This window comes from Sphingosinicella sp. (genome assembly GCF_052387495.1).
Lineage (GTDB): Bacteria > Pseudomonadota > Alphaproteobacteria > Sphingomonadales > Sphingomonadaceae > Allosphingosinicella.
The window spans coordinates 16,485-30,179 of sequence record NZ_JBQTJC010000001.1 but is presented as its reverse complement, the minus strand read 5'-3'; the positions used below and the strand labels follow the sequence as shown (position 1 = coordinate 30,179).

Genomic DNA, 13,695 nt, shown 5'->3' with positions numbered 1-13,695 from the left:
ATCGCGGCGAGCCTACCTACGGCCGCCAGATTTCACTGATCGCTTTGCCCTAGGCCAGCCGGAACGCGCCGGTCGCGTCGGCGCCGAAACCCTTTGTCAAGCTTAACCATATCTCAACCACGCGCGGTGCACTTTCCCCTGCCAGAACAAGGGGTGACGGGCGCATGGACAGCCTGCGTGGATTTGAGGACGATGCGGCGCCTGTTGCCGTCGAGGACGAGCCGGCGATGGAGCGCCCACCGGAGATCGGGATCGACGAGCGGCGCATGCACGTGCGCGCCTATAACTACTGGGTGTCGCTGCTGAACGGCCGCCCCTATCCCGCGATCCACGATCTCGATCCGCAGAATATCGAGGATTTCGGCCCGCACAGCGTGCTGATCGATTTCTCGCAGGACGAACATGATCCGCAGATCGCCTTTCTCGGCCGGGCGCTGCGCGCCGAATGCGGGCTCGATCAGGCGATCTATGCGGTCGGCCAGGTGCCGAGCCGCTCGCTCCTGTCGCGGCTCACCGACCATTATCTGCAGATCATCGCCAATTGCGCGCCGATCGGCTTCGAGGCCGAGTTCGTCGGGCAGCGCGGCCACAATACGCTCTATCGCGGCATCCTCATGCCGCTCTCGTCGAACGGCGAGGCGATCGACTTCATCTACGGCGTGATCAACTGGAAGGAGATCGCCGACAGCGCGACCGTCCGCGAGCTCGCCGAGCAGGTCGACCGCGCCATCGCCGCCCCGCCCGCCGCAGTCTGGGCGGACGGCCCGAACGCCGACGCCGAGGTGCATGACGCCGAAGTTGCGGAAGACGACGCGACGTTGAGCCTGTGGCCCGACGCGTGCTTGGCCGACCGCCTCGTCATCGCCCGCGACAGCGCCGGGGAGGCGGCGGCCGCCGACCAACGCAGCCGCGCCGCGCTCTACCGCGCGCTCGGTCATGCCCACGATTTCGCGCTCGCCGCCGCCTCCGATCCCGAAGCCTATGCCGAATTGCTCGACGATGCCGGGATCAAGGCGCAGGCGCGCGCGCCGATGACGCCGGTGGTCAAGCTCGTCTTCGGCGCGACCTACGACAAGACCCGGCTCACCGAATATGCCGCCGCGCTTTCCTGGGCGGCGCGCGAGGGCGTTCCAGCCGGCGCGCTCGCGGCGCGGAGCGAGGCGTTCGAGGGCGGGCTCAAGGGCATCGTCGCCGCCGAGCGCGCCGCGCGCCCGCCCGCGCCCAAGGCCGACCGCTGGGACGAGATCCGCGCCCGGCTGCACAGCGCCCGTCCGCTCGCCAAGGTGGATATCGAAGTCGCGGGCGACGGGGAGTTCGTGCTGCTGGTCGGCCGCCGCGAAGCCGACGGCATCGCCATCGTGGCTCCCGTTTCCGACGCGCGGCTGGTCGATCAGGCGATCCGCAAGAGCGCGGCCTGAGCCGTCTTACCTGGCGGGCGGCAGCCAACCGGTTTCGATCGCCGTCCGGTCTATGAAATTGGCCTCGGCGACGAGCCTCTTCTCGTCGAGCAGCCGGACGTGGTTGTTCGCGCGCTCGATAATTCCGTCCTCGACCAGCGCACGCATCATCCGGTTAACGTGCACCGCGGTCAGCCCGGTCGCGTCGCCGATCTCTTCCTGGGTCAGCGGCAGGTGGATGCTCTCGTCGGGGCCGAGCCCAAGGCGGCGCATCCGCGCGAAGATGTCGCAGAGTAGGGCGCCGACCCGGGCGCGGGCCGAGGTGCGGCCGACCGAGGCGAGGCGGTCGGCGAGCGAGACGCGATCGGCGACGGTGAGGCCGAGCAGCAGCGCTCCGATCCGCGGATGATCCGCGATCAGGGCGGCCAGCCGCTCGCGGCTGAACGGGCAGAGCGTCACGTCGGTGACGGCGGTCACGGTTTCCGGCGAATCCGCGAAGGCGAGCAGGGGGAGGCCCAGGATGTCGCCCTGGAAATAGAAGCGCATGATCTGGCGGCTGCCATTGCCCAGCACGACGCTGGCGTGGAGCCAGCCGGACTGGACGATGAACAATTCGCGCGGCGGCTCATTCTCGCTGATTACCACCGCGCCCCGCCGCACCGGGCGTTCCTGCTTCTCGAGAAGGTCAAGCGCGGCCTGCTCGGCGGAAGACAGCCGAACATAGTGGCTGAGCCGCTCAGCTAGACAACTTCCCCCCAAAAAGCCCCCCGATATTACGCGTACACACAGCCGTCACGTCATCATTAGAAGGATTTCTCGGGGTTGCGCTGATTTAAATCAAGAGGATAGCCAGTCCAGCGCGTTTTCGGGCCCCGCGCGGGCGGGTTGCGCGCCGCCTCACAGGCCTTAAAGCGGCGCGCATGGACCGGATCGTCATCCAGGGCGGCAAGGCGCTTCAGGGCCGCATCCCGATCTCGGGTGCGAAGAACGCCGCTTTGACCCTGATGCCCTGCGCCTTGCTTACCGACGAGCCGCTCACCTTGCGCAATCTGCCGCGCCTCGCCGACGTCGACAGCTTCGGCCATCTCCTCAACGAGCTCGGCGTCGCGACCTCGGTCGAAGGCGCGCGCAAGGGCGAGTTCGGCCGGGTGATGACCTTTCGCGCCGCCAACATCGCCTCGACGGTCGCGCCCTACGACATCGTCCGCAAGATGCGCGCCTCGATCCTCGTGCTCGGCCCGCTGCTGGCGCGCGCCGGCGAGGCGACGGTGTCGCTGCCCGGCGGCTGCGCGATCGGCAACCGCCCGATCGATCTGCATCTGAAGGCGCTGCAGGCGCTCGGCGCCGAGATCGAGCTCGCCGCCGGCTATGTGAAGGCGACGGCGCCGCCGGGAGGCCTCACCGGCGGCACGATCAGCTTCCCCACCGTCTCGGTCGGCGCGACCGAAAACGCGCTGATGACCGCCGTCCTCGCCAAAGGCACGACGGTAATCGAGAATGCCGCGCGCGAACCCGAGATCACCGATCTCGCCCAATGCCTGATCGCGATGGGCGCCGAGATCGAAGGGCTGCGCAGCGACACGCTGACCGTGCACGGCAAGGACCGGCTGCACGGGGCGACTTATGCAGTGATGCCCGACCGGATCGAGACCGGCTCCTATGCCTGCGCCGCGATGCTCACCGGCGGCTCGCTCGAGCTGGTCGGCGCGCGCGAGGATTCGATGCATGCGATCCTGTCCGGACTCGCCGATGCCGGCGCGCTGATCGAGTTCAAGCCGGGCGCGATCAAGGTCACCGGCGACGGCGCGATCAAGCCGCTCTCCATCTCCACCGCGCCCTTCCCGGCCTTTCCGACCGACATGCAGGCGCAGTTCATGGCGATGCTGAGCCTCGCCAGGGGCACCAGCCTGCTCACCGAGACGATCTTCGAGAATCGCTACATGCACGTGCCCGAATTGAGCCGGATGGGCGCCGACATCGAGGTGCGCGGTCGCTCGGCGGTGGTGCGCGGGGTCGAGGGGCTGGTCGGCGCGCCGGTGATGGCGACCGACCTGCGCGCCTCGATGAGCCTCGTCCTCGCCGGGCTGGCGGCGAAGGGCGAGACCCAGGTGAACCGGATCTACCATCTCGACCGCGGCTACGAGCGGCTGGAGGAGAAGCTCCAGGCGGTCGGCGCCGAGATCGAGCGAGTCGGCGGCGACTGAGGCCGACCCCGTGCGCGCGATCGACGGGCCGGACGCGCGCCTCATTCTCGCCTTCCTCGATCGGATCGGAATCACGGTCACGCTGGAGCCGATTGCCGAGGACGGTTTCCTGCCCGCGATGCGGGTGCGCGCGGGCACCCTGATCGTCGATCCCGAGCGGCTGGAATGGCCGGGCGACCTGCTCCACGAGGCGGGCCATATCGCGGTGACGGATCCCGCACTTCGTCCGGACCTCGATGACGTCTCCGGCGATCCCGGCGAGGAAATGGCCGCCATCGCCTGGTCCTATGCCGCCGCCGTCGAGATCGGGCTCGATCCGGCGGTGCTGTTCCATCCGGCGGGCTATCGCGGCGGCGCGCAGGCGATGATCGACAATTTCACCGCCGGGCGGGGCGTCGGCATTCCGATGCTGGCCTGGTTCGGGATGAGCGCCGAGCCGCACCGCGCCGCCGCGGACGGCATGCGACCCTATCCGCACATGATGCGCTGGCTGCGCTGAACGCGGCGCTTCAGTCCGCGTCGGTGAGCTGGCGCTCGCCGCCCAGCTTGTGGACGCGGCCGTGGCGCATGACGAAGCCGACATTTTCGAGCAGCCGGACGTTCTCGAGCGGATCGCCGCGCACCGCGATGATGTCGGCGTCGCGGCCCTCCTGGATGGTGCCGATTGTGTCGGCCCGGCCGAGCAGGGTCGCCGCGCCGACCGTCGCCGCCCGGATCGCCGCCGCCGGCGTCATGCCCGCATTGACCATCAGCGCGAATTCCTGCGCGTTGTCGCCATGGCGGCTGACCCCGCTGTCGGTGCCGAAGGCGATGTTGACGCCCTCGCGCACCGCGCGGCGGAGGCTCTGCACGGCATTGTCCGAGGCCTCGCGCGCCTTCTGATATTGGAACGGCGTCAGCGCGCCCCGGGCGCCGTCGGCGAGCGCCGCGGCGGGGGCCATCAGGGTCGGCACGTAATAGGCGCCCGTCCGGCGATAGAGCGCGAAGCTCTGGTCGTTGGTGAAGGTGCCGTGCTCGATCGAATCGACGCCCGCTTCCAGCGCCGCGTTGACCCCGTCGACGCCGTGCGCGTGGGCGGCGACGCGGCGGCCGAAGGTGCGCGCGGTCTCGACGATGGCGCGCATCTCCTCGAGCGTCATCTGCCGGTTGAGGCCGCCGGCGACGTTGCTCAGCACGCCGCCGGTGGCGGTGAACTTGATCACGTCGGCGCCCAGCGAGATCTGCTCGCGCACCGCGCGGCGGCAATCGTCGGCGCCGTTGCAGACATTGTTCGCCCGGCCGAGCGCGACCTGGGTGAGATCGCGGTTGAGCCCGTTCGGTGCACCGTGGCCGCCCGAGACCGAGACGCCCCGCCCGGCGGCGACGATGGTCGGCCCCGCGAACTGGCCGGCGAGGATCGCGTCCCGGAGCGACGTGATCGTGCGCGGTTCGGCGCCGAGATCGCGCACTGTGGTGAAGCCCGCGAGCAGGGTGCGGCGCGCGTTGAGCAAGGCGGTATAGGCCTCGTCCTCATAATCGCGGGTCGGCGCCAGCAGCCGCGCCTGGAGGCGGTCGTCGAGGCCGACGAGGTGGACGTGCATGTCGATCAGGCCCGGCAGCACGAAGCTGTCGCGCAGGTCGACGATCCGTGCCCCGGGCAGATCGACATAGCCGTCGCGCACCTCGGCGATACGGCGGCCGCGGATGACGATGCTCGCCTCGCGCCGCGGCGGCTGGCCGGGGATCGCGAGCAGGGTGCCGGCATGGATCACGGTGACCGGCTCGGCCTGCTCGGCCGGTGCGGCGGGCTGGCCCTGGGCATAAGCGGGCGCGGTGAGCGCAAGCGCGGCGACGGCGGCGAGCAGACTGGCGAGCTTCATGACGATCCTTCCCTGTTATGCGTGCCAGGAAAGACCAGACGCGGCGCGGGTTCAACCCCGCTTCGGCTTCGCCCTCGGCTTGTGCAGCGATTTCTTCCAGCCCGCCACTGCGGCGCCGCGCAGGAACTCCTGAATCTCCTCCGTCGTGGCGGTCAGGCGATGGCGCGAGAAGCCGAACACCTCCGCCCCTGTCTCGGCGTCCTTGAGGCCATATTTGCCATAGTCGCGCCGCCCCGGCGTCCGCACCCGCGACTTGACCAGTTTGCAGCCGCGGTTCGCGGCCAGCTCGCGCAGCTCCTCGTCGTGCCCGCTCATGCCAGATATTCGATCGTGTGGATGACGAGCCCGACCAGCCCGCCGACCAGGGTGCCGTTGATCCGGATATATTGGAGATCGCGGCCGACCGCATTTTCGAGCCGGTCGGAGACGGTGCGCGCGTCCCAGTTGCGCACCGTCTCGGAGACGAGCTTGACGATGCCGTCGCCATAGGAGGCGACGAGGCCGCCGGCGGCGCGGCGGGCGAACTGGTTGATCGCGCGCTTGAGCCGGGGCTCGGTCTGCAGCGTCTCGCCGAGCTGGCGCAGCGCCTCGCCGAACTTGCCCGCCAGCGCCGCGTCGGGATCGCGCGCGCTCTTGAGCAGGCCGGCGCGACTCTTCTCCCAGACGCCGCCGAGCCAGTCGCCGACCGCCTTGTTCTCGATCATCTCGTTCTTCCACGCCTCGACCTTCGCCATCGTCTCCGGGTCGTTGCTCAGATTCGAGGCCAGGCGGGCGAGGCCCTCCTCGGCCTTGCGGCGCACCGGGTGATCGGGATCGACCGCCATGTCGATGGTGAGCCGCCGCAGCCCGTCGACGATCGCGTCGGCGAGCTTGGCGTCGAGCCCGGCGAGCTTGAGGATCCAGCCGGCCCGCTGGTGGACCATGTCGCGGATCAGATCCTCGTTGGCATCGAGCGTGCGGCCGGCCCAGGTGACGATCGCGTCGACCAGCGGCACGTGCCGTTCCTCGGTCATCGCCGCCTCGAGCGTCTGGCCGAGCAGAGGGGCGACGTCGACCGCGCGCATCCGCTGCACGACGGCGCTCTTCATCATCCCGCCGAGCTTCTCCTCGTCGAGCGCCTCGAGAATGTCGGCGAGCAGCCGCGAGGCGCCTTCCCGCAGGCGGCCCTCGCCCGGCGGTTGGGCGAGGAAGCGGCCGACCGCGCCGGCGACGTCGACCTCCTGCATCCGCCGCGCGACCACCGACGGGGTGAGGAAATTGTCCTTGAGGAAGGCGGCGAGCGTGTCGCCGATCCGGTCCTTGTTCCGGGGGATGATCGCGGTGTGCGGGATGGGCAGGCCGAGTGGGTGACGAAACAAGGCGGTGACCGCGAACCAGTCGGCGATACCGCCGACCAGCCCTGCTTCGGCGAAGGCGCGGACGAAGCCCCAGGCGGGATGCTGATCGACGAGGCCGGTGGCGGCGATGAAGATCGCGGCCATGCCGGCGAGCATCGCCGTCGCCAGCGCGCGCATGCCACGCGCGCGGTCCGGCGGCGCGGCGGCGAAGCGGCTGAGATCGAGGCGGCTCATGCCGGTTCAATAACCGGCGGCGGCGTCGGTTCAAAGCGACGCCGCCGGCCGATAGGCTCTACTCCGCCGGCTGCGGCGCGGTGGTGCCGTGATCCTGCGGGCCGCGATAGGTGAGGATCCGCCGGAACTTCGGCGTCAGCCACTTCTCGAAGCTGTCGGCAAGACTGAACGAGGCCGGCACGAGCACGAGGGTGAGCAGGGTCGAGAGCAGCAGGCCGCCGATCACGACCACCGCCATCGGCGCCCGCCAGCTCGCATCGCCTTCGAGGCTCAAAGCGGTCGGCACCATGCCGGCGACCATCGCCATCGTCGTCATCACGATCGGCTGGGCGCGTTTGTGGCCGGCGTCGATGATCGCCTCGTCCTTCGGCACGCCTTTGGCCATCTCCTCGATCGTGAAATCGAGTAGCAGGATCGAGTTCTTGGCGACGATGCCGAACAGCATCAATATGCCGATGAACACCGGCATCGACACCGCGTGGCCCGCGATGTGCAGCGCGATCGCGCCGCCGAGCGGGGCGAGCAGCAGCGAGCCCATGTTCACGAACGGTGCCATCAGTCTTTTGTAGAGCAGCACCAGCACCGCGAAGACGAGGAAGGTCCCGGACATCAAGGCGCCGAGGAACTCGGACACAAGCCGCGCTTCCTCGCGCTGCTGGCCGGAGCGGGCGCGCTCCACCCCTTCCGGCAGGCTCTGCATGAGCGGCAGCTGGTTGATGATGGTCTCGCCGTCGACCACGCCCGGCGCGAGATCGGCGCCGATCAGCACCCGCCGCTCCTGGTTGATGCGCTGGATGATCGACGGGCCGGCGCCGAAGCTGATGTCGGCGACGACGCGCAGCGGCACGGAGCCGCCGCTCGCGGTCGGCACCGGCATATTCTCGATCGTCGACAGGTTGCGGCGGGAGCTCTCATCGAGCGTGACGCGGATCGGCACCTGCCGATCCGAAAGCGAGAAGCGGGCGCTCGCCTGGTCGATCTCGCCCTGGGTCGCGACGCGGATCGCCTGGCTCATCCCGGCCGTCGTGACGCCGAGATCGGCCATCAGGTTGAGGCGCGGCGTGATCGTGATCTCCGGACGCCGCAAATCGCCGGCGATGCGCGGCGCGACCAGCTCCGGCCGTTGCCGCATCTGCTCGACCAGCTGCAGCGACGCGCGCTGCAGCCGGGCCGGGTCGGAGCTGGTCAGCAGCACCGAAACGTCGCGGCCGCCCACCCGCTGCGAATTGCGGAAGAAGACGCGCGCGTCGGCGATCTCCTGGAGCTGCGGCGCCACCTGGCGCTGGAACTCGGTGCTCGTGCGGTCGCGGCCCTCGCCCTGGTCCTTGAGCGATACGAAGATCGTGGCATTGCCGGCGCGAACCGACTCAAAGGCGGAGGCGACGTCCGGCTGCCGGAGCATCACCGCGGCCGCCTGATCGGCCACGACCCTCGTCTGCTCGAGCGTCACGCCCGGCGGCATCTCGACCGAAACCTGGACGGTGTCGTCGTCGGTGTTCGGCTGGAAGGTGAAGTCGAGCGTCGCGAAAGCGAAAATCTGCAGCACGAAGCACAGGAAGCCGATGCCGACCGTCTTCCAGCGGTGGACGAGCGTCCAGCGCAGGACGTCGAGATAGCGGTCCATCAGCCAGCCTTCGCCATGCTTGGCCTGGCCCTTGGCCTTGAGGAAATAGGCCGCCATCATCGGCGTGATCATCCGCGCGACGGCAAGGCTGATCAGCACCGTGATGACGATGGTGAGGCCGAAGCTGATGAAGAATTGGCCGATGATCCCGCTCATGAACGAGACCGGCAGGAACACGGCGACGATTGAGAAGGTCGTCGCGACCACCGGCAGGCCGATCTCGTCGGCCGCGTCGATCGACGCCTGATAGGCCGATTTGCCCATGCGCATATGTCGGACGATATTTTCGATCTCGACGATCGCGTCGTCGACAAGCACGCCCGCGACAAGGCTTAACGAGAGCAAGGTGACCATGTTCAGGCTGAAGCCCATCAGGTCCATGAACCAGAAGGCCGGGATCGCCGAGAGCGGGATCGCGATCGCGGAGATGATCGTCGCCCGCCAGTCGCGCAGAAACAGGAAGACGACAACGACCGCGAGCAGCGCGCCTTCGACCAGCGCCCGCATCGACGATTCATACTGCATCTCGATATACTTCACGGGCGTGAAGAGCAGATTGTAGCCGACCCGCGGGTCCTCGCTCTCCATCTCGGCCAGCACGCGCTGGACCTCGTGGTAGATGGTGACGTCCGAATAGCCCTTGGCCTTCTGGATCATGAAGCTGACCACCTGGCGGCCGTCCTGGATGCCGAAGGAGGTCTGCTCGGCCCACTGGTCGCGGACGCTGGCGACCGCGTTCAGCCGGATCGTGCGGCCGCCGCCCAGCGAGATCTGGGTTTCGCCCAGCTCGCGCGCGGTGATCGCGCTGCCGAGCACGCGGACCGATTGCTCGGAGCCGGCGATCTCGGCGCGGCCGCCCGCCGCGTTGAGGTTGGTGGCGCGCAGCTGCTGGTTGATTTGCGAGGCGGTGACGCCCTGTGCCTGCATCCGCACCGGATCGAGCTCGACGCGGATCTCGCGGCTGACGCCGCCGATGCGGCTGACCACGGAGACGCCCTCGATGCCCATCAGGCGGCGATTGAGCCGGTCGTCGATATACCAGCTCAATTGCTCGACGGTCATCGCCGTGCTTTCGGCCGAGAAATAGCCGATCGGCTCGTCCGCGAAATCGACCCGGTTGACCTGCGGCTCGAGGATGCCGTCGGGCAGGTCGCCGCGAATCCGCGCGATCGCGTCGCGCACGTCGGCGATGGCGCGCTCCTCGGGCGTGCCGATCTCGAAGCTGACGAAGGTGTTGCTGCTGCCTTCCCGGATCGTCGAATTGATCTCGTTGACGCCGTTGATCCCGCGCACTGCCGCTTCAACGCGGCGGGTGACCTGAATCTCGAGTTCAGGCGGGGCCGCACCCGGCTGGCTGATCGTGACGGTGGCCGCCGGCGCGCTGATGTCCGGATTGAGGTTCACGTCCATCCGCATGAAGGCGATCAGCCCCATGGCGAGCAAGGCGGTGAACAGGACGAGGGGGATGACCGGGTTGCGGATCGCCCATGCCGAGATGTTACGCATCGTTCATCGACTCCCGTCGGATTTCCGCATTACTGCCGAGCCGCCGGCCGAGCCCGCTCGGGGCGGACCCGCTCGCCCGGGTTGAGGAAGGCGCCGGCCGATTCGACCACCCGCTCGTTGCCGTTGAGGCCTTCGGCAATGACGACGCCGCGATCGGTGACGCTGCCCACCCGGACGGCGCGCCGCTGCACGGCGTTGTTGGGGCCGATGATCATCACATAGGTGCCGGTATCGTCGGTCAGCACCGCCGATTCGGGCAGCAGCGGCGCGGTCGTCGAGCCGGCCGTGATCCTGACCGCGGCGAAGCCGCCCGGCCTCAAATCCTGGTTGTAGGGGACGAGCACGCGCGCCTCGCCCTGGCGGGTCAGGGGATCGATGATCGGCGAGACCTGCCACACCGTGCCCTGATATTCGCGGTCCGAGCCGACCGGCGTGACCACGGCGGGAACCCCGGTGCTGAGCCGCGCGAGATCGGTCTGCGGCAGCCGGGCGCGCACCTCCATCTCGCCGCCGGCGGCGATACGGAAGAGAGCGCCGGAGCCGGCCCCGACCACCTGGCCGGCCTCGACGCTGCGCGACAGGACGAGGCCTGCGGTCGGCGCGCGCACGGCGAGCCGGCCGATCCGGGCCCGGGTGGCGCCGAGATTGGCCTCGGCGACGCGCACCCGCGCGGCGGCGGCGTCGCGGGTCGCCCGCTTGCGGTCGAGGTCCGCCTGGCTGATGAAGCCGCGGCCGACCAGCGCCTGGGCGCGGTCCAGCTCGCTCTGCGCGAGCCTCAAATCGGCGCGCGCCACCTCGATCTGCGCGGCGAGCTGCGAAGCCTCCTGCGTCTGCACCCGACTGTCGATCACGGCCAGCGTCTGGCCGGCGCCGACCCACTGGCCGGGCTCAACCAGGACGCGCACGATCTGGCCGCCCTCGCCGGGGACGCCGACCGGCATGTCGCGCCGCGCGGCGAGCGAGCCGGTGGACGAGATCACCGCCGGAATGTCCTGCCGCCCGGGCACGATCACGCTCACGGCCGGCAAAGTCTGGCCCTGCTTGCCCTCGCCCGGCGCGGCCTTCTCGCCGCCGCCGCCCATGAAGAGCAAGGCGGCGATCAGCAGCGCCGCGACCACCGCCACGGCGATGATGATGTTGCGTCTGCGCCGGCGCCGGCGCGCCAGCGTCTCTTCGTCGATCACGACGTCGTCCAGCGCGTCCCTGCGCCACTTTGCCGACTCGAAATTCATCGCTTTCATCGTCCCCACTCGAAACTGAAGCGGCCGTGACCGCAGGGTCGCGCTGTATTAGCTGAATACATCACCCCGGACAAGCCGAAATAACGGCTGCCGCCTCCCGCCTGCCGAACGCCGCCCCGCGCGCGCCTTTACAAGCTTTCGCGGGCCGTTACCAAGGGGAATGTGGGGCGCCTCCGCGCCCGCGCAAGGAGAGCAAGGGAGAGCCTCATGTCGGAATATATGGCGGATTATGGCTGGCTGGGCTGGATTCTGATCGGTCTCATCGCGGGCCTGATCGCCAAGGCGCTGCTGCCCGGGCGCGATCCGGGCGGCTGCATCGTCACCATCCTGCTCGGCGTCGGCGGCGCGGTGGTGGCGGGCTTCCTCGGCCAGCAGCTCGGCTGGTACAGCCAGGGCGAAGGCGCCGGCTTCCTCGCCGCGATCGTCGGCGCGATGATCCTGCTCTTCGTCTACCGGCTGTTCGCAAGGCGCTGACGCCAGGCAAATTGCCGCTTGCAACTTCTCCCTCCGAAACAGATCATCATTTGATCCGAATCGGGGGGTTTCATGGATATACTCGCGCTTGTCCTCGGACTTGTCGAGCTGACCATGCGGGAGGTCGCGTTGTTCGCGGCCTTCGGCTTCTTCCTGCTTGGCCTGTCCGACCTCGCCGTCGATCTCGTCTGGATCGTCATCGCGGCCAGGCGCCGGCTGATCCTGGGACGCCTGCCCACTAGTTGCGCGCGAAGCCTCGCCGCGCCCGCCGCGCCGGGGCCGATCGCGGTCTTCGTCCCCGCCTGGGACGAGGCGGCGGTGATCGGCGACATGCTGCGTCATTCGGCTTCCGCCTTCGGCGACGCCGATTATCGCATCTATGTCGGCTGCTATCCCAACGATCCGGCGACGATCGCCGCCGTCCGCGCCCTCGAGGACGCCCGTATCCGAGTGGTGGTCGGGCCGACCGGCATTAGGTAGCACTCTCCGCAAGCCAAAACTATCGGTTTTCCGCCGATTCCCGTAGCTTTCTGGCATGAAGCCCGTGGTCCACGCCCTCATTCGCAAGCGCGCTGAGATCGTCGGGCGCATTCAGGCAATCCATGCCGAAGCGGCTCGGCTCGTCACCGACCTGGACCATCTGGATTGCACCCTTCGCATCTTCGATCCGGCGATAGACTTTGACGATATGCCGGTGAAGGCGCTCCCGCCGCCCAACGCGGCCTTCCGTGGCGAGTTTCAGCGCTCGCTATTGGAGATGCTACGCGGCTCGCAGCGCTGGCAGACAACGGACGAGCTGACGGTCAAGGTGATGGTCCAGCGCCGCATGAATGAGAACGACCTAGCCATGCGCGTGACGATACGGAAGCGCGTCGGCCATGCCCTGTCGCGGCTGCGGCGCAAGCGCGTTGTGGCGAGCCGGAAGGCCGGGAGCGGCGCGCTGTTGACGTGGAAGCTGACGAAGCCGGACGCCGCGCTTGAAGGCGGTTGGCGGAACGGGAGTGGCTAGGAACTCTCAGGCGGACCAATGGTTGGGCTGGCTTGGGCTGGTGTCCTCCCCGGGAACGACACGCCAGCCTAAACGACCGAAGGAGCCTGACAACCTAGCTGGCGGTCAGGCTCCTTCCTTTTCACCCGCCGATCATGGCGGCAACGGCTACAATCAGCGCTAGCGCCCACGCGGGTAGATCACCCCGATCGTCCCGCCCCTGCCAGAGCAGCGGGTGCCGCGGAGCCGCTTTTCAACGGTGCTGAGATTGGCGAGGCGCCCGACCATCCGCTCCAGAATCGGCGCGCTCAGGACAACGCTATGCTGACACTGGCGGCAATCGATCCGCGCCATGCACCTTTGCTCGACAAGCTGATAAACGATGCTGATTCGGCCCGGCGACATAGCGAACAGATAGCGAACGAATGACCGAGGAAGAACACCTTTGGGCCTGTGCGCTTGAGATCGAGCGCCAGCATGGCGAGCGAGCGCCGGTGCATGTCGCCGAACGGATAGGGGCGCTGGCGCTGGCAGAGGATTGGGACGGGGTGGAGCGGTGGAAGGCGATAGCGCGGTGTCTGGACGCGCTGCGGCGGACCGGATCGACCAGAGGTGAGTCCCCTGAGACACACGGTTGAACAAATCGTGAATCAGGGTCTGTTGATAACGTTAGCAATGCCTAACCCAGGCAACAAGCTGACCACCCTTCTCCCGTTCATGGCCTCCATCGGCGGTAACGACGCCACCTAGCGCTAGCAGCGCCGCGATTATCCACTGAAATCCCATCCGGTCCTCCAACCGGCATCAGGGCGTCTCCTACTTGCGGAGAGT

General features: G+C 68.5%; 14 protein-coding genes. 7 read left to right on the top strand and 7 right to left on the bottom strand.

Features of this window, described 5'->3' with window-relative positions; all coding sequences use genetic code 11:
• Window positions 1–164 precede the first annotated feature (164 nt).
• Window positions 165–1,418 carry a PAS domain-containing protein gene (locus ACT4N8_RS00150; protein WP_444856103.1) on the top strand — a complete coding sequence of 418 codons (1,254 nt, stop codon included), beginning with the start codon at window positions 165–167 and terminating at the stop codon, window positions 1,416–1,418.
• A 6-nt stretch (window positions 1,419–1,424) separates the two neighbouring features.
• On the opposite strand, the gene ACT4N8_RS00145 is transcribed toward ACT4N8_RS00150, so the two are convergent.
• Window positions 1,425–2,057, bottom strand: a complete 633-nt coding sequence (locus tag ACT4N8_RS00145; protein WP_444856102.1) for a Crp/Fnr family transcriptional regulator — start codon at window positions 2,055–2,057, stop codon at window positions 1,425–1,427.
• Between the two features lie 260 nt (window positions 2,058–2,317).
• Between ACT4N8_RS00145 and murA the strand changes: the two genes are divergently transcribed.
• The gene (gene murA / locus ACT4N8_RS00140; RefSeq protein ID WP_444856101.1) at window positions 2,318–3,601 is read left to right on the top strand and encodes a UDP-N-acetylglucosamine 1-carboxyvinyltransferase; all 1,284 of its coding nucleotides are present in this window, start codon (window positions 2,318–2,320) and stop codon (window positions 3,599–3,601) included.
• Between the two features lie 10 nt (window positions 3,602–3,611).
• Window positions 3,612–4,100 (top strand): hypothetical protein, encoded by a 489-nt coding sequence (locus ACT4N8_RS00135; RefSeq protein WP_444856100.1) that lies wholly within the window; start codon window positions 3,612–3,614, stop codon window positions 4,098–4,100.
• Between the two features lie 10 nt (window positions 4,101–4,110).
• Here ACT4N8_RS00135 and ACT4N8_RS00130 read toward each other — a convergent pair whose 3' ends face one another.
• Genes ACT4N8_RS00130 through ACT4N8_RS00110 form a run of 5 tightly spaced genes read right to left on the bottom strand, consistent with a single transcriptional unit; the run spans window position 4,111 to window position 11,393 of the window.
• On the bottom strand, window positions 4,111–5,460 hold the full coding sequence (locus ACT4N8_RS00130; RefSeq protein WP_444856099.1) for an amidohydrolase family protein: 1,350 nt from the start codon (window positions 5,458–5,460) through the stop codon (window positions 4,111–4,113).
• Between the two features lie 51 nt (window positions 5,461–5,511).
• Window positions 5,512–5,775, bottom strand: a complete 264-nt coding sequence (locus tag ACT4N8_RS00125) for a hypothetical protein (RefSeq protein WP_444856098.1) — start codon at window positions 5,773–5,775, stop codon at window positions 5,512–5,514.
• Window positions 5,772–7,031: a DUF445 domain-containing protein gene (locus ACT4N8_RS00120; RefSeq protein WP_444856097.1), complete on the bottom strand. Its 1,260-nt coding sequence runs from the start codon at window positions 7,029–7,031 to the stop codon at window positions 5,772–5,774. The genes ACT4N8_RS00125 and ACT4N8_RS00120 overlap by 4 nt, the downstream gene beginning before the upstream one ends.
• A 58-nt stretch (window positions 7,032–7,089) precedes the next feature.
• Window positions 7,090–10,161, bottom strand: a complete 3,072-nt coding sequence (locus tag ACT4N8_RS00115; protein ID WP_444856096.1) for an efflux RND transporter permease subunit — start codon at window positions 10,159–10,161, stop codon at window positions 7,090–7,092.
• Window positions 10,162–10,190: 29 nt separating this feature from the next.
• Entirely contained in the window at window positions 10,191–11,393 is a 1,203-nt protein-coding gene (locus ACT4N8_RS00110; protein ID WP_444856095.1) for an efflux RND transporter periplasmic adaptor subunit, read from the bottom strand.
• Between the two features lie 216 nt (window positions 11,394–11,609).
• Here ACT4N8_RS00110 and ACT4N8_RS00105 point away from each other — a divergent pair, with 216 nt between their 5' ends.
• From ACT4N8_RS00105 to ACT4N8_RS00095, 3 genes are all read left to right on the top strand, one after another.
• Window positions 11,610–11,876 (top strand): GlsB/YeaQ/YmgE family stress response membrane protein, encoded by a 267-nt coding sequence (locus ACT4N8_RS00105; RefSeq protein ID WP_444856094.1) that lies wholly within the window; start codon window positions 11,610–11,612, stop codon window positions 11,874–11,876.
• Window positions 11,877–11,948: 72 nt separating this feature from the next.
• Window positions 11,949–12,356: a glycosyltransferase gene (locus ACT4N8_RS00100; RefSeq protein WP_444856093.1), complete on the top strand. Its 408-nt coding sequence runs from the start codon at window positions 11,949–11,951 to the stop codon at window positions 12,354–12,356.
• Window positions 12,357–12,411: 55 nt separating this feature from the next.
• Window positions 12,412–12,885, top strand: a complete 474-nt coding sequence (locus ACT4N8_RS00095) for a hypothetical protein (RefSeq protein WP_444856092.1) — start codon at window positions 12,412–12,414, stop codon at window positions 12,883–12,885.
• A gap of 159 nt (window positions 12,886–13,044) precedes the next feature.
• On the opposite strand, the gene ACT4N8_RS00090 is transcribed toward ACT4N8_RS00095, so the two are convergent.
• Window positions 13,045–13,218 carry a hypothetical protein gene (locus tag ACT4N8_RS00090; RefSeq protein ID WP_444856091.1) on the bottom strand — a complete coding sequence of 58 codons (174 nt, stop codon included), beginning with the start codon at window positions 13,216–13,218 and terminating at the stop codon, window positions 13,045–13,047.
• A gap of 71 nt (window positions 13,219–13,289) precedes the next feature.
• Between ACT4N8_RS00090 and ACT4N8_RS00085 the strand changes: the two genes are divergently transcribed.
• Window positions 13,290–13,502 carry a DUF6961 family protein gene (locus ACT4N8_RS00085; protein ID WP_444856090.1) on the top strand — a complete coding sequence of 71 codons (213 nt, stop codon included), beginning with the start codon at window positions 13,290–13,292 and terminating at the stop codon, window positions 13,500–13,502.
• Window positions 13,503–13,695 lie beyond the last annotated feature (193 nt).

What these genes read in the sequence shown, in the direction of transcription:
- ACT4N8_RS00115 (WP_444856096.1), bottom strand. Translation starts at nt 10,161, where the DNA reads ATGCGTAACATCTCGGCATGGGCGATCCGCAACCCGGTCATCCCCCTC.
- ACT4N8_RS00090 (WP_444856091.1), bottom strand. Translation starts at nt 13,218, where the DNA reads ATGGCGCGGATCGATTGCCGCCAGTGTCAGCATAGCGTTGTCCTGAGC.
- ACT4N8_RS00095 (WP_444856092.1), top strand. Translation starts at nt 12,412, where the DNA reads ATGAAGCCCGTGGTCCACGCCCTCATTCGCAAGCGCGCTGAGATCGTC.
- ACT4N8_RS00125 (WP_444856098.1), bottom strand. Translation starts at nt 5,775, where the DNA reads ATGAGCGGGCACGACGAGGAGCTGCGCGAGCTGGCCGCGAACCGCGGC.
- ACT4N8_RS00100 (WP_444856093.1), top strand. Translation starts at nt 11,949, where the DNA reads ATGGATATACTCGCGCTTGTCCTCGGACTTGTCGAGCTGACCATGCGG.
- ACT4N8_RS00120 (WP_444856097.1), bottom strand. Translation starts at nt 7,031, where the DNA reads ATGAGCCGCCTCGATCTCAGCCGCTTCGCCGCCGCGCCGCCGGACCGC.
- ACT4N8_RS00105 (WP_444856094.1), top strand. Translation starts at nt 11,610, where the DNA reads ATGTCGGAATATATGGCGGATTATGGCTGGCTGGGCTGGATTCTGATC.
- ACT4N8_RS00110 (WP_444856095.1), bottom strand. Translation starts at nt 11,393, where the DNA reads ATGAATTTCGAGTCGGCAAAGTGGCGCAGGGACGCGCTGGACGACGTC.
- ACT4N8_RS00130 (WP_444856099.1), bottom strand. Translation starts at nt 5,460, where the DNA reads ATGAAGCTCGCCAGTCTGCTCGCCGCCGTCGCCGCGCTTGCGCTCACC.
- murA (WP_444856101.1), top strand. Translation starts at nt 2,318, where the DNA reads ATGGACCGGATCGTCATCCAGGGCGGCAAGGCGCTTCAGGGCCGCATC.
- ACT4N8_RS00150 (WP_444856103.1), top strand. Translation starts at nt 165, where the DNA reads ATGGACAGCCTGCGTGGATTTGAGGACGATGCGGCGCCTGTTGCCGTC.
- ACT4N8_RS00085 (WP_444856090.1), top strand. Translation starts at nt 13,290, where the DNA reads ATGACCGAGGAAGAACACCTTTGGGCCTGTGCGCTTGAGATCGAGCGC.